Here is an 18,443-nt window from a genome sequence, read left to right as displayed (position 1 = left end):
TCAATTATCCAAATACTCTCCTTGCTATATCGCAGAGAATATCAGCAGTCACATCTGCTCCAAATCGTCCGGAATCGATGCATATGTCCATGTTTTCAAAGTTTCCTGACATCTTCCTGCAATATTTCTTTCTGTAGCTGTCTCTGGCTTTATCTACTTCCAAAGCCATCTTCCTGGCTGTCTTTTCATCCATTCCAAGAATTGAAGTACAGTTTTCAATTCTCTTTTCAAAGGGAGCATAGACATAAACGTTAAGTACTCTGTCCATATCCTTAAGGCAATAATCAGCGCATCTGCCGACGATTATGCAGGACTCCTTTGATGCGAAGTCCCTAATTATATTTGTCTGAACCTGGAAAAGTTCATCCTGCATGCTGACAGGCCCCATCCCCAGGGGATATCTCTTTTCCGCCCAAAATCCATCTGCCCTCTCCTCTTCCTTGCTGATCTCGGAGATGGGAAGGCCCATCCTCAAAGCTGTATGCTCTACGATGTCTCTGTCGTAAAACTCTATTCCTAAAGTTTCAGACATGTTCTGGGCTATGGTTCTGCCAAGAGCTCCGAACTGCCTTGAAATTGTGATTACATACTTATCCATTTAAGACTCCTTCCTTTTGCATACTCCTTACTGTCATGGATAAAGAAAAATTGATGATGAAGTAAATAAGCGCCGCAACGCCAAACAAAACGAAAACGTCTGATACATTTATAGAGTTTGTCCCGTTATATCTGTTGGCTGCAGAAAGAATCTGCTTGGTTCTGGCCATGAGCTCAATGATCGCCACATTGGCCAGGAATGAGCTGTCTTTGATGGTAGTTATGACCTGACTTAAAAGAGTTGGTACGATAGCCTTAAAGGTCTGTGGAAGCACTATGTACCACATGATCTGAACCATTCTAAAGCCCTGAGAATGACCGGCTTCTATCTGTCCTGAGGGAACTGAGTTAAGTCCTCCCCTTACGATCTCCGCAATTACTCCTGATGTATAAAGGATCAGCGCAACTGCTGCCTTGAACAGGAGCTTATTGTTTACTGAAGAAAGTCCAAACATAGGCTGGTCTACAAAGCCTGGAACCGGACAAAACACCAGACAGATAAAGATCCAGAACAGAAGCGGTGTATTTCTGAATATCTCAATATATGCCACCGAAAGGTATTTAAATACCCTGACTCTTTTTCCGGTGCAGTAGTTACGAAGCAGCGCCAGGATCGTTCCGATCAGTATGCTAAACAGAACTGCCACAACTGAAATGATCAGCGTAAATAACACTCCCTGAAATATGAAATTTATGATAGCTGGATTTTTCAGCATCGAAAGGCTTGCGCCCAGTGTACTCATATCATGCCTCCTTAAGAGCGTTATTTTGGAATACCTTCTGTTCTCTCTTTTTCAGAGAGGTCTCCCACATTGATGCAAAGGAAGAAAGTGGGAAACAAATAAGAAAGAATATAATTCCGCAGACTATATACGCCGGAGCATAGGATCCACCGGTGTTTTCGCCTGTGACAAAGCTGTAGGTCAGTGACAAAAGATCCGCTCCTCCAACGATGTAGAGGCATGAGGTATTTTTTATCATGTTTACAATGACGTTGGTCATAGGTGGCAGAATGACCTTGATGCTCTGGGGAATTATGATGTAATACATCTGTCCTACATATCCAAAGCCCTGCGCAGCTGCTGCCTCGAACTGTCCCTTGGGAACAGATTCAATACCAGTCCTTATGACCTCTGCCATGTACGCTCCCGTATATATGCCAAGGGCTAAAAATCCTGTGACGATGATTCCCGGGCTATGTCCCGAAAAAGCCAGAGCATAATACAAAAAGCACATCTGTAAAAGGATTGGGGTGTTCTGGATTATCTCAACGTAGACCCTGCTTATGGCCTTTAATAATTTCTTGCCGCTGGTTGCCATAAGTCCAAATATGATACCCAGAGTAAGCGCGATCAAAAGAGCTACAACCGCTGTTTTCATGGTATTCAAAAGGCCCACCAGAAAGGTTCCTTTATATATCCATATTTTGTTCCAAGCCCTTGGTGAAAATAATCCAGACATCACCCATCCTCCGTATCAATTAGTCAAGTCCGTTCTCAGTAATGAGTTTTGCAATGGTTCCATCAGAAAGACCACCTGAAACAATTTCTTCTGCTACAGCTGACATTCCTGATCCCTTGGTTGTTGCAATACCATATTCCTGAGGTGCAAACTCTGCATCGATGTATGATCTGCCTTCTGTCTTGTAGATGGCAAGGATTGACTTATCCACACAGAATGCATCAACTTCTCCTGCGCTGAGGGCAGTTGAAATGGTTGGATAGTCGTCGTACTGCTGGAACTTAACACCATCTGTCCATGTCGCTGGATCAAAACTCTCCTCATCAAAGCCGTCGCCGCTAATAACACCAGCTTCGATCATAGCCTTTACAAGTGATTTAGCTGAAGTTGAACCGGATGAAACTCCAACTGTAGCATCAACAAGATCGCCAAGGCCCTTGATCCCTGTAGAATCCTCAACAAGGACGCTTACATAATCTGTATAGTAAGGCGTTGTGAAATCCCAGCTCTCTTTTCTCTCATCTGTGATAGTGAAGGTTGCAAGTACACAATCAATATCTCCAGAATCAAGCAGCTCTGTTCTTGTAGCAGCTGTAACTGCAGTAAACTCAATGTCTACTCCAAGCTTGTCAGCAAGGGCTTTTGCAAGTTCGATCTCAAGACCACTGTACTCGCCGGTAAGTGGATCCTCATAGCCAAAGCCGATAACTGCATTTTTAACACCGACTCTTAAAACTCCTCTGTCTATAACTGCCTGCACATCTTCAGGGTAGCTGGCTTCCTCTTTTGCCGCTCCTGCAACCTCCGCAGGTTCCTCAGACGCTTCTGTAGCAGCCTCTGGAGCTTCTGAAACCTCAGGAGTGCTTCCGCACGCCATGAGCATCACACTCATCATCCCCGCTACCACTGCGCTTAATACACGTTTTTTCATAATCTTGTCCTCCTCTTGATAATCTATAGCCAGTACAAATCCATGTTTGTACGTGACGTCTATCTGATGATCTTCCCAAGAAACTGTTTGACTCTGTCACTCTCAGGATTTGTAAAAAAGTGCTCCGGCGTTCCGGATTCAATTATCTGGCCATCTGCCATGAAGACGATCCTGTCTGCTACCTCTCTGGCAAATCCCATCTCATGGGTTACTACAACCATGGTGATATTTTCTTTTGCAAGTTTGATCATTACATCCAGTACTTCCTGAATGGTCTCAGGATCAAGAGCTGATGTGGGCTCATCGAATAAAATGATCTTGCTCTGTGTACATAAAGCCCTGGCAATTGCTATTCTCTGCTGCTGTCCACCTGAAAGAGTTGTGGGATAAACATCTGCTTTGTCCCTTAGCCCAACTATGTCAAGGTAATGATAAGCCAGCTCTTCAGCTTCCTTCTTGGATTTGTGATGAAGCTTCATGGGAGCAAGTGTAAGGTTCTTAAGAACTGTCATATGCGGGTAAAGGTTAAACTGCTGGAATACCATTGATGTAAGGTCCCTTACCACTTTGGTCTTATTCTTTGGGGTAAGCTCTGTGCCATCGATATATACATGCCCACTGCTTGGTGTTTCCAAAAAGTTCATGCAGCGAACTGTAGTGGATTTTCCAGAACCGGACGGTCCGATAATGACCAGCTTTTCTCCCTCTTCAACCTCCAAGTTCACATCCTTAAGAACGTGAAGGTCACCAAAGTACTTATTCACATTTTCCAGTTTTATCATTGCCATGGTGTTTACCTTTCTTCGACGCAACGAAGGGCGCTCCGGTATCAAACCGAAACGCCCTTGTTTCATTGCATCTTGTAGAGTTATAGAAATGAAAAAGTAATGAAAAAGAGAAAAGGCGCTCTGAAACACTAAGTGAATCAAAACGCCTTTGTTTGTATACAAGTATACGGACAAGGTAATAGTCTGGCAATTGTCATTTTTTTACAAAGATTTATGAGCCTTTGACAGATTCTATAAATATTTTTGCTAAATTTTCACTGAAGATCCTCAAGCCATAGGGCCACTGAGGCATCACTTGGCATGCGCCAGTCTCCTCTTGGGGATAAAGAAACTGATCCGACCTTTGGGCCATCTGGCAGGCAGCTACGCTTAAACTGCTGGGTAAAGAAGCGTTTGAAGAAGTTTCTTGCAGCTTCTATTGCTGCGTCGTAAGTGAGTTCTGGGTAGGCTTTTAGCATAAGTGCCACAGTTCGTGAGGGTTCAAAGCCATACCTCAATGTGTAGAAAAGCATGAAGTCATTGAGGTCGTACTTGCCTATCTTCTCCTCAGTCATCTGAGCTATCTGGCCGTTGCTGTTTGGCGTAAGCTCAGGCGTAATTGGCGTGTTGCAGATTGAGATAAGGGCATTCTTAAGTTCCTCGTTTCCACACATATGGGCGTAGCTGCTGCAAATGAACTTAACGAGAGTTTTGGGTACTGAGGCATTTACTGCGTACATGGACATGTGGTCTCCGTTGTAGGTGCACCAGCCAAGGGCAAGCTCTGAGAGGTCTCCAGTTCCTACCACAAGGCCATTTTTCATATTGGCAGCATCCATGAGAATGTAGGTTCTCATCCTGGCCTGGGCATTCTCGTAGGTCACATCACCTTCGCCCTGGTATTCTTCTGAATGGTCAAGCTGGGTTAAGTGGTGCTTAACTCCCTCACCGATTGGAACCTCATGGATCTCATCAGCTATGAGCTTCATGAGATGGTGGGCGTTATTATAGGTCAGTTCTGATGTATTACCTGTATTTGGCATGGTGTAGGCAATTATCTTGATATCCGGAATAATCTTTTTTGCCTCGTGGCACACGATAAGAGCAAGGGTGGAATCAAGTCCTCCGGATATACCAATAACAAGGTTTCTGATGCCAGTTGCCTTAACTCTTGTGGAAAGGCCGTTTGCCTGGATCTGCAGGATTCTCTTGCACCTCTCATTTCTGGTGCTGTCGTCTGATGGGACAAAGGGATTTCTGTCCACCGGGTAGGCATAGGTTTTTAGGATGTTTGATAGTTCTGCTATGTCAGGATCTCTTTTGCCTATTGGCGGAATGGAGATGTTCACTTTCCTGTATGTTTCGCTGTCTGCGTTTTCGAAGGTGTTCTGTCTCCTTCTGTCATGCATGAGTTTTGCGATGTCAATGAAGGCTGTTGATACGTGAGGGTAATCCGGGAATATTGACTCACTTAATATGCTTCCGCTCTGGGCTATAAGGGCATGGCCTGAAAAGACCATATCCGTGCTGCTCTCCCCAGTTCCTGAGGACACATAGATATAGCCGCAATAACATCCGCCGCTCTGCTGTGAAACAAGCTGCCTTCTATACTCCTGCTTGCCAATGAGCTCATCTGAGGCTGAGAGATTGGCAATGATGTTTGCTCCCGCCATCACGGCGTGGGCACTTGGCTTATCTGGGATCCACAGATCCTCACAGATCTCAACGCCGAGGAGGGCTTCGGTAACGGGGTCCTCTGCGATGATGTCTACACCAAAGGGAATCTCGTTGCCTTTAAGAATGATGGTTTTGTTTTTGATATTCCTGCCCGAAGCAAACCACCTACCCTCGTAGAATTCTGAGTAATTTGGAATATAGGTTTTGGGGATGAGGGCTGCAACTCGGCCCTGCGAGAGAACTGCAGCGCAGTTGTAAATATTGTTATCGTAACAGATTGGGACGCCGACTACGGCTGTGTTGTTGTTATCTTTGGTTTCATTTGCTATGCGTGTTAGCGCTTTTACTGCACTCTCAAGCAGGAGATCACTTAAGAAGAGGTCAGCGCAGGTATAGCCTGTTATGGATAGTTCAGGGAAAACGATGAGTCCTGCGTCACGTTGATCTCTGGTTGCAGCTATGATCTGCTCTGCGTTGTAATTCACATCTCCAACTTTTATTTTGGGTACTACCGCAGCTACCTGTATAATGCGGTTTTTCATAATTTCTTCCTCCTAGAAATAAAAAAGGCAAAGGCGTCCATATATCTGGCGCCTTTGCCACTGATGTTTATTATAGCACTTTCTTTTCTGTTGGAGCTTTTTATATTTTTAGTTCATCTGGGGATTCCGGTAAAAGATATTCCTCCTTTAGCTCTTTTCCCGCGGTAAGGATACACTCATAGACAAACTCCCTGGTGATCTTCCTGCCATCTATGGGGAAGGCCATGTGCTTGACTTTATCAGCCTGCAGGACAGACTTACCTCCCCAGTCATCGTAGTCCTTAACCGTTATGTAGATGATAAGGTTCTTGCCCTTGCGCTCATAGTCAAAGTACCTGAAGCCATGCTCGCCGCGTCCGCCCCAGCTCTTTTCTAATACTCTTTTTTTCATGTTGTTTCTCCTATCACGGAATCCTGATTATATTGTAATAAACAAAAAAGAGACTCCTACCTGGCATAAATCTCTCTTTCTCCTTATAATCGGCTTTACTGGAAAGATTAATGATCTGATCTTAACGCATCCCTGACCGCGGCTTTGATTACTTCGCTTGACATGGTTGCACCGGAAACCGCATCAACTTCGATATCATTCTTCTCTATCATATCATTGACAATCTCATTAGCAGGCCGCCCCTTGCCACACTCATGCTTAAGAATTTCAATATCTCTGATCATCCCTTCCGCTACAGTTACTCGGACTTCCACTTTGACAAGATCCGTTTCACTATGGCCGGTATATACGCCATCGGCAACCTGTGAAAGATCAATATTTGTTTTGTCAAAACCCTTTACCTGTCCTGTCATCCGAATACTAACCACTGCAAATGTAAAGATGATTACCAATGCAAATATGATTACTATCATAAGAAATGTCTTAAACAGCTTTTTCATTGTCTTTTCCTCCAAGATACATAACGATAGGCTCTATGTATTTGATATCAGAGATGTCATAGGATGAAGCCATCTTCTCAGCCATTACCTTCTCTTTCTCAGTGACATCCTTCTTGTTTTTTAAGGCTGACACAAACATCTTCATAGCAATACGAGATGGCATCTTCATCTTTTCATAGTTAAACCCGCCCTGGCAGTAGAATACCTTTATGTATTTCCTCTGCTCTTCTGTAATTACATTCTGAAGAAAGATATCTACATCCGGGTTATCGTTAGGGCTGCCACCTACACAAAACACAGCTAGGCGCTTATTCTTCCAGTTAGTAGCCTTTTCAAGGAACCACTTTGCCTTCACAAGACTTCCTGCCATTGCCCAACCTCCGTAGCAGATTGCATCGTAGTTCTCAAAGAAATCCATGTTCTTTTTCTGAGCATCTTTGAGATTAAGCAGATCTCCGCTCATTTTCTCCGCAAGCCACTCGGCATATCTTTTGGTAAATCCGGTCTGTGATGTGTATATTATCAGTGTTTTCATAGTTCGCTTAAATTCCTTTCCATTTTCATGATAGTTCGTATGGTGGTTTGCAAGCTCTTTTCATCGATTCCGTCAAAAATACGGCCGATTACGTACTGGCTCTGTTGACCGTTATTGTCATTCTGTTCCAAAAAAGTCCTGCATTTTTCCGTAACAAAGATGCGCTGCTTTCGCTTGTCTTTCTCATCAGGAGCAGCCATCACAAAGCCCTTTTTCTCAAGCTTCATCAGTATCTGCTTTACATTTTGATGTGAACTGCCCATTATATCTGACAGTTCATTCAGTGTCGGAGGCTCCTTGCACAGGTTAATACAGATTATGGCAAAAAACTGTTTCCAGGTAATTTCCTTGAAATATGCATCGGCCGCAGCCTGATATCTGTTATCAAATGCGCTAAGTAGTCCAAGTAAAAAAGGCTGTGGAGGCATATCTCCAAACGTTACCTTTTTGATATTCATCGCTTCATCGTAATTCATGTGAGCCTCCTTAAGTATGTAACATATTACCTATATAAAATAATGTAATATGTTACATACTTTTTGTCAACACTATTTCAAAGAAAAAGCTCCGGCACTTTCACCGAAGCTTAAACGTACATTATTCTGGAAAATAAATCTGCTACTATATCATCTTAAAATGCTTAAGTGCTTCCTAAGTTCCTCTGTGGTAATTTCTATTTCTATATGCTGCGTAGCACTTCTGAGTTTGGATAATAAACATACCGTCTCAGCGGTTCGCTGTTTCTGCTCTGTCATCGCACTTCGTGCTCGCCAGTCGCAGACAGCTATCGCATGGACAGCGTTAGCCTGCTTCCGTCGTCCCTTCGGTCCTAGTAAGCAGGACTACTGTCTCGACATGGCAAAAACAGCTCGAAAGCATGATAAATACTGGCTTTGAGCAAGTTTTACTTTTTAACGATAGCCACTAAAATGAACCCAGTTTTGAAACCACCATAAAGTTCCGTTTCTTCAATATACTATACCTGGTCATTTACGAAGGCTCCATTAAATTCCGATATTATGTTCTATCAGATTTACAGAAATCACCGATACTTCCGAGCACTTTATCAATGCTGTGATACTTACCCGAATATATAACCGGATCAAGCACTGATAAATCAATATCGAATATATCTTTCGGAGAAAGTCTCTCATCCATCTGAATATTTCGAATACGGCAAAAGAAAGTGGTTGAATCGCCCGTTTCTACGCTTCTTACGACTTCACACTCATATACCCACCTGCTCGCGTCCAGTGTGGGTACATCAAGAACTTCTCCTCGACTGACACCATAGGAAATATCATCCTTTTTTCCGTCTTTCGCATGCTTTGAGCCAAAATAGTCCATAAGTGAAAGCATGTCTTTGCTTACAAGATTGGCGCTGAACACGCCCGTTCTGATTACATTCAGCTTTGTCATTTTTGTTCCAAACATGCTTATAACAAGGAAATACCCTTCATCTTCTCCTTGCGTGGCACTAACCCAAGTAATCGGTGCAAAATTGTAAGATCCGTCTTCATTGTTCGTTCCAATAATGAAAGAAGGCTGAACGCACATCGAATATACTGGATCAACCGATTTTCTCTTACATTTTTCCATTCTTAATTACCCCCGTGGCACTATATTTTTAAAGATAATCTAAACACACCCTACATTCTTACTATGTTCCATTATTGCTTCCGTGCAATTAGGTGATACCATTCAATCTTTTCAAAATCAGGCTCTGGATTACAGCATGGCAATGATCGAAGCCTTATAGGACCATAGCCCATTTTTCTTAGTTGCTTTTCAATAAGTTCATATGGAAATGGATTATAATGCTCTTCAAATACTTCTCTCTGGAAGATTTTTCCATCTTTTTCAAAGGAATAAAGCAAGTTGAAGGTAATTGAACCATCCGAATTATGATCCCAAACTTGTGTCAGATTTATTCTGTTTCCGTCTTTGAAAAAAGGATTATAAAAATAGAAACGTTGGGTTTCTTTCTGTATCTTTTCCCAGTTTCGCGAATCGATACATATATATCCGCCCTTTTTTACCAACGCATCCATCTGTTCCAGTGCTATGACTATGTCAGAGTTTTCTACATACCCTAAAGAATTTCCAGTGCTCGCAACACAGTCAAATTTCATCCCATCCCAGCATGATAAATCTCTGAAATCACTGCATTTTAATTCAATTTCAAAACCTTTATCTGAGGCTTTCTGCTTACATCTTTCCAGCATAGTTTCGCTGAGATCTGACCCATAAATTTTTATCCCCAGATCCCGCAATGGAAGAGTCAAGCCACCTGAACCAATACTGACATCAAGTAAGGTATGAATCTCGATATCTCCAAAGAACTCCTTCCAATCATTCTTTACAAATTCTGAACGCTGTTCACTTTCTATTAGATCATATATTTCAGCACATTCATATAATTTCCCCATTTAGTTGTCTCCTCTTTTCGTTTATCTCAACAAACCAGAATTGACCGAGCTCTTTAGAGCGAGGGATGCTTCTTGACCGTAAGGTTAAGAAGATGGGCTCAACTCGCCAAACTCCAATTCTTACTCATTTATATAAAAATTTAATCTTACATCCAGTTTTAAGGTTCGTGGTGAGCTTGCAATTATGTATCCTGACAGATTAACTGATTAAAAAAATAGCCTCTATCTCTTGTACAGGGGATATAGGCTTGCTTTGCAAACTTGAATTTGATTTTAAAAATGATTCTTTTTTACCATTGCTGAGTAATTGTCATATTGTTTAAAACCATATCGCTCATAAAACGGAATTGTTTTTATATCAGAGGGGATAACTTTTACATATAAAAGATCATCATAAAAACTCATAATCTGTTTCATTAAATTGTCTCCAATATGGTAGCCTTGATACTCTGGATCTACCAAAAGATAATGTAGAAATGCTACAGTATTACCATCATCCAAAGCTCTAATTAGCCCGACTAACTTATCGCCATCCCATGCAGATATTACCTTCGTAGAATTACGCATTGCGCTGACGAGTTTTTCAGGATATCTACCAGATTCCCAGTTAACCGAAAGAAAAAGTCTTTCAAGTTCCTCCGATGTAAATTCCTTTGTTTGTTTATACTCAATCATTTTGCCTCCTATATATCATCCCTTTCCCCTTCTCCCAACAAAACCACTATCTTTTCTGTCGAACAAGCTGTAACAGTGCATAACTCCCACAAGCCATGCACTGTTATAGTATATCATTATCTATGTACTTTATCTTGCGTTGATGATTGTTACCATTCACACTTTCCTATGAGATAAAATAAACCCATTTTACCAGTAACACATAGTAAAATGGGCTCTTATTATAATCCAAAAATAATTTTAAGTAGGAACTTAATTGCCGCTGCTGCTGCGAAAGCAACAACTGCCATGATGCTATACTGCACAGGCTTTGGCAAATCTGATTCTCTTTTCTGTTTTTTGAATTTGTATAAAAGGCCTGTAGAAATAAAGAAAACCATCACTGTAGAAACATAAACTAGAGTCTTGCAGTACAAACGGATCAAATCTGTAGCCTTACTGAAGCCATCAGGTGCAAATAGTTCTAGTATCAGTAGCATTACTATTGCTCCAACCCCAAAGAGGCTGTTATTTCTGATATTCTTGATAATTGATGCTTTTTCTTCGCCTGCATAATCTGCCATCTTATCGGCAACTTCTTTTATTTCTTCATTCATTTTCTCGCTTTTCCTTTCTCCGTCAATAAGCTCCGGAATGCTAATATCATAAAAATCTGCGATTTCCACCAACAGACTGATATCTGGCATATTGTTTCCGGTTTCCCAACGTGATACTGTTCTTCCTGACACATTTAGCTGTTCTGCCAATTGTTCCTGAGTCAGATTTTTTTCTTTCCTGAGTGTTTTTAGGAATGCCCCCACCTTTATCTGATCCATCATCTGTCCTCCTTTCACAGTCAGCATATCCAAAATTCAATCCTTCAAACACGACACAAAGCGAGAAATGCCATATTTTACTGATTAGACACAAGTGTCTGGTGCAGTTGTGATATCCCTTTTGTCAGACATTATTGTCTAATTCTGCCATATTCCTGACCTCAAATTATTACAGAATCAGATTATACACTATAAAGGAGAAACATTCCAAAATAAGCGCTTACAAGATAAGCTTCTTATAATACCTAAAACTGTGAATGGTAACTGATGATTTCTTCTGCCATATCAAAAAGCTCATCTGCTGTCATATCAAGGTCAACACCCAAAATCCAGTAGATTATACCATCTAACTCAAAGGACGCTGCACTAACATAAGAGGTATATCGAGGATCACTTCCACCATCGCTAATATAGAAATGTTTATCCGTTTCTGCTCTCTGAAGTTCCTCTTCTGTAGGTCTTTCACCATCTGGAAGGTGTAAATACTCATCATAGTTATAGTGCACTGTAACGCCATCAATTTCCTTAGCAGCCGTGTCACTATCATAAGAACCACTATACATTTCAGCAGGCTCCATATCAATATAGATATCTGGGCAACCTTCCTTTATATAGTTTAAGTCAATGCCTTTAAAATGTCTTAGGTCATTTCCCTCCGCATCCTGTGTTTTTGCTTCTTCCACCTCCATAAATTCAAAGGTGTATCCATTGCTAAAGGATTCAATAGCTGTGATATCCACCCCAGCTTTTTCCTCAATTTTAGGCAAATCCTCAAAATTACTGGTTCTGGTATCAATTCTGTTCCAGCTAACAATACCTGTTGCTACTCCTGCAGCTGCAGCTGTAACTCCAAATACCATTATGCATGCTGCAACAATTATTGCCGTTTTCCTTACTCCCATTCTCTTTTTCATTGTGCCTTCCTTTCTGATTGGACTTATCCTAGTTAAGTCCGAAATCATCTTTTCTTTTTTTTCATCAGAAAGTTTGATAAGGCTCATAGATTCAATATACTCTTTATTTCTATATTCACTCATGCCTATTCTCCTTGCCTAACCGTTAACCCGTTTCACCATTCCAAGATCATTCATGATAGAAAGCTTGAGTTTCTTTCGACCTCGGGAAAGATACATATTTATGGCGGATTCTCTTTTCCCCAGAAGCTCCGCTATCTCTTTTGCCGAATATCCTTCATAGTAAAAAAGATAAATACTGATACGATAGTTCCTGGGTAGCTTCATTACTTCTTCCGTGATTCCAAGATCAGGCGGGGTAATATCTTTAACATCATCTGCTTCCTCCAACGCTGTAGTCTTCCTGAAAAATGCACTCTTTAGTTCATTCTTACACATATTTATAGCGGTTCTGACAACCCATGCTTTTTCATGCTCAAGACTATCAAACTGTGGATCTGATGTAATGTATTTCACCAAAACCGCCTGGCATATGTCCTCCGCATCTGCCGTACTCTTAAGATAATTGGTACCGATGCGCATGAACATGTCAGTATAGCTCTCCACCAATCGTCTTGCTTCTTTCTCCTCCATGCGTCTGCTCACTTTCTGATATCTTTTAGAAGGCCTTCTATATATAATACAATTCAGGTTACTGAAACCTAACACATAATTCTTTATTTTTTTACTCTCACAAAAAAGCCTCCAGAAAATTTCATTCTGAAGGCTGCTCATAGATATCCGATAAGGAATACTATCTACGATGAAAATTCCGGATTTGCTTTACGTACCTCGTATTGCTCAAGAAGCTCGTCAAAGGCCTTTCGTACATCGGGCGGGATGTCCTCATGTGCAATATATCCCTTTCCTCTGGGGCCATAACCTTTTTCATCATCCATAAGCCTCGGAATCTCTCCCATGATAAGGCTGATATACCGATCCATATCCCACATGCCTTTTATGTCCGATGAAAAAGAAATATCTCCATTTTTCCGGACCACCTCCGCCCGGTAGGTTGCGTAATTGATGATCTGAAGCTCCGGTCTGTACTTTCTCATCACGGCAGACATCCTCCGCTGCATGGTCGCATCCTGCGAAAGAATAATGCTCTTGCATGGTATATTGTTTTTTTCGAGAAGCTCCAGCAGATTAGTGATATTATTACCACAGTTGGTTGACGCAGTTTCAAGATAATCTGCGCTAAGTCCGAATTTTCTATTCAGATAGATATTGAATAATTCCGCTTCCTGCATATTGTATGCATCAACATCCGGAAAAAGAGCTTTCATTGTTTCCTGCAGGGTAGAAGTGGTATGTCCAAAGCCTCCAACGATTATATATGTCTTAGCGACATTCTCCCTCATCGCCTCAGCCATTACATCACCACCGCACAGGATGGTACCTCCAAACAGCGCCATCACATCAGCCTGATGGATATTGTATTTTCTGTAAAGTGCCTCCTCTGTAAGTTCCTCGACATCGCGCACCCCACAGAAGGCGCCTATTATATTTATGTTCTCAGCTGTATTCATCAGTTCTCCTTTTTTTGTTGAGCAGAAACGGTTCGTAGATAAATATTATAACAGAGCCTTATCCGTCAGACATTATATATCCTTTATAAAGACATGAGAGTAACTGCACGGAAATGAATCATATTTTGTGAAATTGTTTACCCCCATCGTGAAATTGTATTCACTTTTTAAATCCAGTAGGGCCGACGTCTCGACTCTAACGTGGTCCAATTTCCCTACACTTTCAAAAAAGCATAAAAATAACGGTCCGTTTTGACTTGCTAACACTTTTTTAACGTTAGCCACAAAGCGCACCGTTAAGCCACTTACGTTTTATATTCAACTGTGTTCAACCTTTGTCAGCAAAACTACAGTCTCAGCGGTTCGCTGTTTCTGCTCTGTCATCGCACTTCGTGCTCGCCAGTCGCAGACAGCTATCGCATGGACGGCGTTAGCCTGCTTCCGTCGTCCCTTCGGTCCTAGTAAGCAGGACTACTGTCTCAACATGACTCGTCCAGGGGAACTGGTCCACTGCGACGCCTCTGGTCATGACGTATCCGCTTTCCTGGAGCATCTCGAGGTCGCGTGCGAGGGATGTGGGCTTGCATGATACGTAGATCATGTACTTAACGCCGTATCCTATGATCTTCTGGAGGGCTTTGGGGTTGATGCCGTCGCGAGGAGGATCAAGGATGATGAGATCTGGCTTGTCTTCGATCTCGTCGAGAACCTTAAGCACGTCTCCTGTGATGAATTCGCAGTTGTCCAGGTTGTTGAGCTGGGCATTGGTCTTGGCAGCCTCTACAGCTTCCTCAACAATCTCAACACCAATTACCTTGTTGGCAACAGGTGCAAGGAGCTGGGCGATAGTGCCGGTTCCGGAATACAGGTCGTATATGATGCCATCCTTGGAGATGGCCTTCTGATCGTACAAACTTCTGATATAGCCGCGGACAGTCTGATAGAGAACCTCCGCACTAAGGCTGTTGGTCTGGAAGAATGAGAATGGTGTGATTCTGAACTTAAGGCCAAGAAGGTACTCATAGAAAAAGTCCTGGCCGTAGAGGATCTCTGTACCCTCGTCAATAACCGCATCAGCAAGGGAATCGTTCTTAGTATGAAGGATTCCTGAAATCCTGCCAGTAAGGTCAAGGCCAAGGAGCGTGTCCTTAAATGGTGTAAGGTCGTGCTCTTCCTGAGTAGTAGTAACAAGATCGATAAGGATATCTCCAGTCCTTACTGCCTTCCTTACAAGAAGGTGCCGCAGGTACCCAACCTGTTTCATCCTGTGGTAGAAAGATACTTCTCCCCTGTCATACATAGGTGAGAAATAATCCAAAGTAGCAGACAGGATTTTCTTGTAGTCGTCGTCCACGATCCTGCAGCCACTTACTGTCACGATGTCATAAAAACTGCCCCTTTTGTGCATACCAAGACAAAGGGGGCCACCCATCACCTCGTCTCCGAAGGTGAATTCCATTTTATTTCTATACGCAAACTTAACCGGGCTGGTCTTGATACCCTCCCAGGTAAACTTGTTAGTCTGTCTGTCCAATGCAGGCTTAAGAAGTGTCTTGACCTGCTGTTCCTTAAGTCCAAGTTCCTTGACATAAGGCATGGTAAGGTAACTGCATCCGCCGCACTTACCAAAGTGGATGCAGGGGCTCTCAACAGAGTTCTTGGCTTCCTCAACAACCTCAAGAAGTCTTCCCTCCGCTCTGCCATTTCTGACCTTCTGAATCTGAACAGAGACTCTCTGATCAGGAAGGACGCCCTTTACGACGACCCTTCCTTCAGTAGTTTCAACTATTCCTTTATTTGGGAATTCAACTTTCTTTACAATTCCCTGAACAACATCTTTTTTCTTCACAAAAATTCTCAGCTTTCCTTGATGAAGTCCTCGTCCTCGAAATCATCTTCGAAATCGTCAAAGTCATCATCGTAATAATCATCCTCAAATGCAGGAGTCATATAGCGATAAACCATGAATGCGATAAAAGCAACTGCTGAGATAGCACCGATCACAGCCAGCACCCAAAGGATCACTGTGGAAGGCTTCTTGGTTTCAGCCTCTTTTCTATCCAGGAGCTCGCCCAAACGTGACATTTCGATTAAGTCTTCAATTCTTGATTTTACTTCCATTTGTAACCCCTCCATAATAAATTTTCTTGATATATCAAGTATACCACATTAAAGTTTTTTGAGCTTGGCAAAAGCCGCATACATAATCTTCTGGCCGCACTCATCAAACTGTACTGTAACCTTATAGTCCTTAGGCCCCTTCTCCAGGGAAGTAACCTGCCCCACGCCGTACTTCACGTGGCTTACCTTATCTCCCACTACGTACTCAGGAGTCTCCATCTTAAGTGGCATTCCCTTTGAAAGACCTGCAAGAGAGCCCTTGGCGTGTGTTGCTCCAACTCCTGCGATGTATGGCTTGTCAGGAATTGCCCTCTGGACGGGCTTTTTAGGAACAGGCTTAGCCTTTAGCTTGTAGGTGCTTGACAGCGAACTGCCAGAACCAGCGCTAGTCCCTGCCTTCTTACCAAGGCCCTTGGCATATGCTGGCTTGATTCCAGAGTACCCTTCGTCAAAAGAGCTATCGCCGTCATCAAATGAAGACCTACTTCCGTATGTGTCCTCAACGCCCTCGTAGTCATCAAGGGATTCCCCGTCATCATACAGGAAGGAAGCCGCAGACATTGGCTTTTCCTTATCCAGAAGAGAATTCGGGATCTCATTCACAAACCTGCTAAGGCGGTTGTACTGGGTCTCGCCCCTTATCATCCTGCGCTTTGCGGCAGTAAGAGTAAGGTTCTTCTTGGCTCTTGTGATTCCAACATAAGCAAGTCTTCTCTCTTCTTCAATGCCCTCAGGATCAGCGTCCTCCATCTGGATAGTCATGTAGCTTGGGAATACGTTCTCCTCCATTCCTGCAAGATAAACGTTCTCAAACTCCAGTCCCTTGGCGCTGTGGAGAGTCATGAGAAGGACCTTCTCATTGTCATCTCCGATCCTGTCTATATCAGCAACCAGCGCTACTTCCTCAAGGAAACCTGTAAGAGTTGGCTGCTCGATCTCTTCGTTTTCTTCGTAAGCTGCCACCTTGGATATAAGCTCATCCACATTGGCTGCTCTGTCGTTATCGCCGCTGTCATCATCATCGTCCAGGGTCTTAAGATAGTTCATATATCCTGTAACATCGATGATATCTTCAAGGAGCTCCTCAAGAGACATGTCTGCCATCTTGGTCCTGAAGGCCCTTATCATTGTTACAAAGTCAAGGAGCTTGGTGGTACTTCTTGATACAGTTACGATCTGATCTGCCTCAGAAAGAGCCTCAAAGAAGCTTATCTGCCTCTCATTGGCATAGGTCTGAACGTTCTCAATTGTTGTAGCTCCAATGCCTCTCTTTGGCACATTGATGATCCTCTTAACGGAGATGTCATCAAGTCCAGAATCGATGGTCTTCAAATAAGCTAACAAATCCTTTATCTCTCTGCGGGAATAGAAGTTAGTTCCGCCTACGATATCATAAGGAATTCCCTCGTAGACAAAGCGCTCCTCCAGAAGTCTTGACTGAGCGTTGGTCCTGTAGAGAACTGCTGTCTCGTCGTAAGAGAGCTTACCATTTCTCTTAAGCTTACCGATCTCAGAAGCGATGAACTCTGCCTCTTCAGGAGCAGTCTCAAACTGCCTAAGGTGCACCTTCTCCCCGTCCTTCTGGTCAGTCCAAAGAGCCTTGTCCTTACGGCCGTAGTTATTGGAAATAACTGCATTGGCAGCATCAAGGATCTGCTGTGTGGATCTGTAGTTCTGCTCAAGTTTAATAACCTTGGCCTCTGGATATACCTTCTCAAAGTCCAGAATATTTCTGATGTTGGCGCCTCTGAATCTATAGATACTCTGGTCGTCATCACCTACAACGCAGAGGTTCCTGTATCTGTCAGCCAGGAGCCTTATAAGCTCAAACTGGGCATTGTTGGTGTCCTGATACTCATCCACCATGATGTACTTAAATCTCTCCTGATAGTATTCAAGCACATCGTTATTCTTCTTAAACAGCTCAACGGTCTTCATGATAAGATCGTCAAAGTCAAAAGCGTTGTTCTTTTTAAGGGCGCTCTGGTACTCAGTGTAAGCCTTGGAGATCCTGCTCTTTAGATAGTCGTTACCTGCTGCCGACGCATACTCATAAGGGTCTACAAGGTTGTCCTTGCACTTGGAGATCGCACCCTGAATCTGCCTGAGCTTAAGCTGTGATGTCTCCAGCTGGTATCTCTTACAGATGTCCTTCAAAAGAGCTTTCGAATCATCCGCATCATATATCGTAAAGTTAGTGTTGTATCCGATCTTGTCAGCGTATCTTCTAAGGATCCTAGTGCAGCTTGAGTGGAAGGTTGAAACCCAGATGCTCTCTGCGCCAAATCCAACTATCTTATCTACCCTCTCCCTCATCTCGCCTGCTGCTTTGTTGGTAAAGGTTATGGCAAGAATGTTCCAGGGGTTAACATTGTATTCATCAATAAGATATGCAACCCTGTGAGTCAGAACCCTTGTCTTACCAGATCCCGCACCCGCTAGTATAAGAACCGGCCCTTCAACCTGAAGGACCGCCTCTTTTTGTTGCATATTAAGTGTATCGTAAATTCCCATATA

Annotated in this window: 20 protein-coding genes; all 20 read right to left on the bottom strand. The window is 42.8% G+C overall.

What is annotated here, in order from left to right:
* Positions 1–4: 4 nt before the first annotated feature.
* Complete coding sequence (locus D6855_RS01635) at positions 5–598, bottom strand: cytidylate kinase-like family protein (RefSeq protein WP_120737375.1); 594 nt, start codon at positions 596–598, stop codon at positions 5–7.
* Positions 591–1,340, bottom strand: coding sequence for an amino acid ABC transporter permease (locus tag D6855_RS01630; protein WP_120737373.1), 750 nt, complete (start codon positions 1,338–1,340; stop codon positions 591–593). Before D6855_RS01630 ends, D6855_RS01635 begins: the two co-directional genes overlap by 8 nt.
* Before the next feature lies 1 nt (position 1,341).
* Positions 1,342–2,058 (bottom strand): amino acid ABC transporter permease, encoded by a 717-nt coding sequence (locus D6855_RS01625; RefSeq protein ID WP_120737371.1) that lies wholly within the window; start codon positions 2,056–2,058, stop codon positions 1,342–1,344.
* A gap of 19 nt (positions 2,059–2,077) precedes the next feature.
* Entirely contained in the window at positions 2,078–2,989 is a 912-nt protein-coding gene (locus tag D6855_RS01620; RefSeq protein ID WP_120737369.1) for a transporter substrate-binding domain-containing protein, read from the bottom strand.
* A gap of 59 nt (positions 2,990–3,048) precedes the next feature.
* Positions 3,049–3,771 (bottom strand): amino acid ABC transporter ATP-binding protein, encoded by a 723-nt coding sequence (locus D6855_RS01615; protein ID WP_199712392.1) that lies wholly within the window; start codon positions 3,769–3,771, stop codon positions 3,049–3,051.
* Positions 3,772–4,031: 260 nt separating this feature from the next.
* On the bottom strand, positions 4,032–5,975 hold the full coding sequence (locus tag D6855_RS01610; protein WP_120737365.1) for an NAD(+) synthase: 1,944 nt from the start codon (positions 5,973–5,975) through the stop codon (positions 4,032–4,034).
* Positions 5,976–6,075: 100 nt separating this feature from the next.
* Positions 6,076–6,366 (bottom strand): hypothetical protein, encoded by a 291-nt coding sequence (locus D6855_RS01605; RefSeq protein WP_120737363.1) that lies wholly within the window; start codon positions 6,364–6,366, stop codon positions 6,076–6,078.
* Between the two features lie 107 nt (positions 6,367–6,473).
* Positions 6,474–6,866 (bottom strand): FMN-binding protein, encoded by a 393-nt coding sequence (locus D6855_RS01600; protein ID WP_120737361.1) that lies wholly within the window; start codon positions 6,864–6,866, stop codon positions 6,474–6,476.
* Positions 6,850–7,401 (bottom strand): flavodoxin domain-containing protein, encoded by a 552-nt coding sequence (locus D6855_RS01595; protein WP_120737359.1) that lies wholly within the window; start codon positions 7,399–7,401, stop codon positions 6,850–6,852. Before D6855_RS01595 ends, D6855_RS01600 begins: the two co-directional genes overlap by 17 nt.
* Positions 7,398–7,877 carry a MarR family winged helix-turn-helix transcriptional regulator gene (locus D6855_RS01590; RefSeq protein WP_120737357.1) on the bottom strand — a complete coding sequence of 160 codons (480 nt, stop codon included), beginning with the start codon at positions 7,875–7,877 and terminating at the stop codon, positions 7,398–7,400. Before D6855_RS01590 ends, D6855_RS01595 begins: the two co-directional genes overlap by 4 nt.
* A gap of 541 nt (positions 7,878–8,418) precedes the next feature.
* Positions 8,419–9,000: a flavin reductase family protein gene (locus D6855_RS01585; RefSeq protein WP_120737355.1), complete on the bottom strand. Its 582-nt coding sequence runs from the start codon at positions 8,998–9,000 to the stop codon at positions 8,419–8,421.
* Positions 9,001–9,071: 71 nt separating this feature from the next.
* Positions 9,072–9,830 carry a class I SAM-dependent methyltransferase gene (locus tag D6855_RS01580; RefSeq protein WP_120737353.1) on the bottom strand — a complete coding sequence of 253 codons (759 nt, stop codon included), beginning with the start codon at positions 9,828–9,830 and terminating at the stop codon, positions 9,072–9,074.
* A gap of 273 nt (positions 9,831–10,103) precedes the next feature.
* Positions 10,104–10,505 carry a GNAT family N-acetyltransferase gene (locus tag D6855_RS01575; protein WP_120737352.1) on the bottom strand — a complete coding sequence of 134 codons (402 nt, stop codon included), beginning with the start codon at positions 10,503–10,505 and terminating at the stop codon, positions 10,104–10,106.
* Between the two features lie 221 nt (positions 10,506–10,726).
* A complete protein-coding gene (locus D6855_RS01570) occupies positions 10,727–11,323 on the bottom strand; it encodes a helix-turn-helix domain-containing protein (protein ID WP_243111756.1) in 597 nt (198 codons plus the stop codon).
* A 242-nt stretch (positions 11,324–11,565) separates the two neighbouring features.
* Complete coding sequence (locus D6855_RS01565; RefSeq protein ID WP_120737348.1) at positions 11,566–12,357, bottom strand: hypothetical protein; 792 nt, start codon at positions 12,355–12,357, stop codon at positions 11,566–11,568.
* A gap of 15 nt (positions 12,358–12,372) precedes the next feature.
* Positions 12,373–12,867, bottom strand: coding sequence for an RNA polymerase sigma factor (locus D6855_RS01560; protein ID WP_120737346.1), 495 nt, complete (start codon positions 12,865–12,867; stop codon positions 12,373–12,375).
* Positions 12,868–13,031: 164 nt separating this feature from the next.
* Positions 13,032–13,805: an ElyC/SanA/YdcF family protein gene (locus tag D6855_RS01555; RefSeq protein ID WP_103868727.1), complete on the bottom strand. Its 774-nt coding sequence runs from the start codon at positions 13,803–13,805 to the stop codon at positions 13,032–13,034.
* Positions 13,806–14,235: 430 nt separating this feature from the next.
* Positions 14,236–15,654, bottom strand: a complete 1,419-nt coding sequence (gene rlmD, locus D6855_RS01550; RefSeq protein WP_120737344.1) for a 23S rRNA (uracil(1939)-C(5))-methyltransferase RlmD — start codon at positions 15,652–15,654, stop codon at positions 14,236–14,238.
* An 8-nt stretch (positions 15,655–15,662) separates the two neighbouring features.
* On the bottom strand, positions 15,663–15,926 hold the full coding sequence (locus D6855_RS01545; protein ID WP_120737342.1) for a DUF4366 domain-containing protein: 264 nt from the start codon (positions 15,924–15,926) through the stop codon (positions 15,663–15,665).
* Positions 15,927–15,974: 48 nt separating this feature from the next.
* The gene (locus D6855_RS01540) at positions 15,975–18,440 is read right to left on the bottom strand and encodes an ATP-dependent helicase (protein ID WP_120737340.1); all 2,466 of its coding nucleotides are present in this window, start codon (positions 18,438–18,440) and stop codon (positions 15,975–15,977) included.
* Positions 18,441–18,443 lie beyond the last annotated feature (3 nt).

The organism is Butyrivibrio sp. CB08 (assembly GCF_003625485.1).
In the GTDB taxonomy this organism is placed as follows: domain Bacteria; phylum Bacillota; class Clostridia; order Lachnospirales; family Lachnospiraceae; genus Butyrivibrio.
The sequence above is the reverse complement of the archived record's forward strand: the minus strand, read 5'-3'. Positions and strand labels throughout refer to the sequence as shown.

What these genes read in the sequence shown, in the direction of transcription:
- D6855_RS01610 (WP_120737365.1), bottom strand. Translation starts at nt 5,975, where the DNA reads ATGAAAAACCGCATTATACAGGTAGCTGCGGTAGTACCCAAAATAAAA.
- D6855_RS01630 (WP_120737373.1), bottom strand. Translation starts at nt 1,340, where the DNA reads ATGAGTACACTGGGCGCAAGCCTTTCGATGCTGAAAAATCCAGCTATC.
- D6855_RS01565 (WP_120737348.1), bottom strand. Translation starts at nt 12,357, where the DNA reads ATGAGTGAATATAGAAATAAAGAGTATATTGAATCTATGAGCCTTATC.
- D6855_RS01575 (WP_120737352.1), bottom strand. Translation starts at nt 10,505, where the DNA reads ATGATTGAGTATAAACAAACAAAGGAATTTACATCGGAGGAACTTGAA.
- D6855_RS01600 (WP_120737361.1), bottom strand. Translation starts at nt 6,866, where the DNA reads ATGAAAAAGCTGTTTAAGACATTTCTTATGATAGTAATCATATTTGCA.
- D6855_RS01585 (WP_120737355.1), bottom strand. Translation starts at nt 9,000, where the DNA reads ATGGAAAAATGTAAGAGAAAATCGGTTGATCCAGTATATTCGATGTGC.
- D6855_RS01555 (WP_103868727.1), bottom strand. Translation starts at nt 13,805, where the DNA reads ATGAATACAGCTGAGAACATAAATATAATAGGCGCCTTCTGTGGGGTG.
- D6855_RS01615 (WP_199712392.1), bottom strand. Translation starts at nt 3,771, where the DNA reads ATGATAAAACTGGAAAATGTGAATAAGTACTTTGGTGACCTTCACGTT.
- D6855_RS01620 (WP_120737369.1), bottom strand. Translation starts at nt 2,989, where the DNA reads ATGAAAAAACGTGTATTAAGCGCAGTGGTAGCGGGGATGATGAGTGTG.
- D6855_RS01595 (WP_120737359.1), bottom strand. Translation starts at nt 7,401, where the DNA reads ATGAAAACACTGATAATATACACATCACAGACCGGATTTACCAAAAGA.
- D6855_RS01570 (WP_243111756.1), bottom strand. Translation starts at nt 11,323, where the DNA reads ATGATGGATCAGATAAAGGTGGGGGCATTCCTAAAAACACTCAGGAAA.
- D6855_RS01560 (WP_120737346.1), bottom strand. Translation starts at nt 12,867, where the DNA reads ATGGAGGAGAAAGAAGCAAGACGATTGGTGGAGAGCTATACTGACATG.
- D6855_RS01625 (WP_120737371.1), bottom strand. Translation starts at nt 2,058, where the DNA reads ATGTCTGGATTATTTTCACCAAGGGCTTGGAACAAAATATGGATATAT.
- D6855_RS01605 (WP_120737363.1), bottom strand. Translation starts at nt 6,366, where the DNA reads ATGAAAAAAAGAGTATTAGAAAAGAGCTGGGGCGGACGCGGCGAGCAT.
- D6855_RS01590 (WP_120737357.1), bottom strand. Translation starts at nt 7,877, where the DNA reads ATGAATTACGATGAAGCGATGAATATCAAAAAGGTAACGTTTGGAGAT.
- D6855_RS01545 (WP_120737342.1), bottom strand. Translation starts at nt 15,926, where the DNA reads ATGGAAGTAAAATCAAGAATTGAAGACTTAATCGAAATGTCACGTTTG.
- D6855_RS01540 (WP_120737340.1), bottom strand. Translation starts at nt 18,440, where the DNA reads ATGGGAATTTACGATACACTTAATATGCAACAAAAAGAGGCGGTCCTT.
- D6855_RS01635 (WP_120737375.1), bottom strand. Translation starts at nt 598, where the DNA reads ATGGATAAGTATGTAATCACAATTTCAAGGCAGTTCGGAGCTCTTGGC.
- D6855_RS01580 (WP_120737353.1), bottom strand. Translation starts at nt 9,830, where the DNA reads ATGGGGAAATTATATGAATGTGCTGAAATATATGATCTAATAGAAAGT.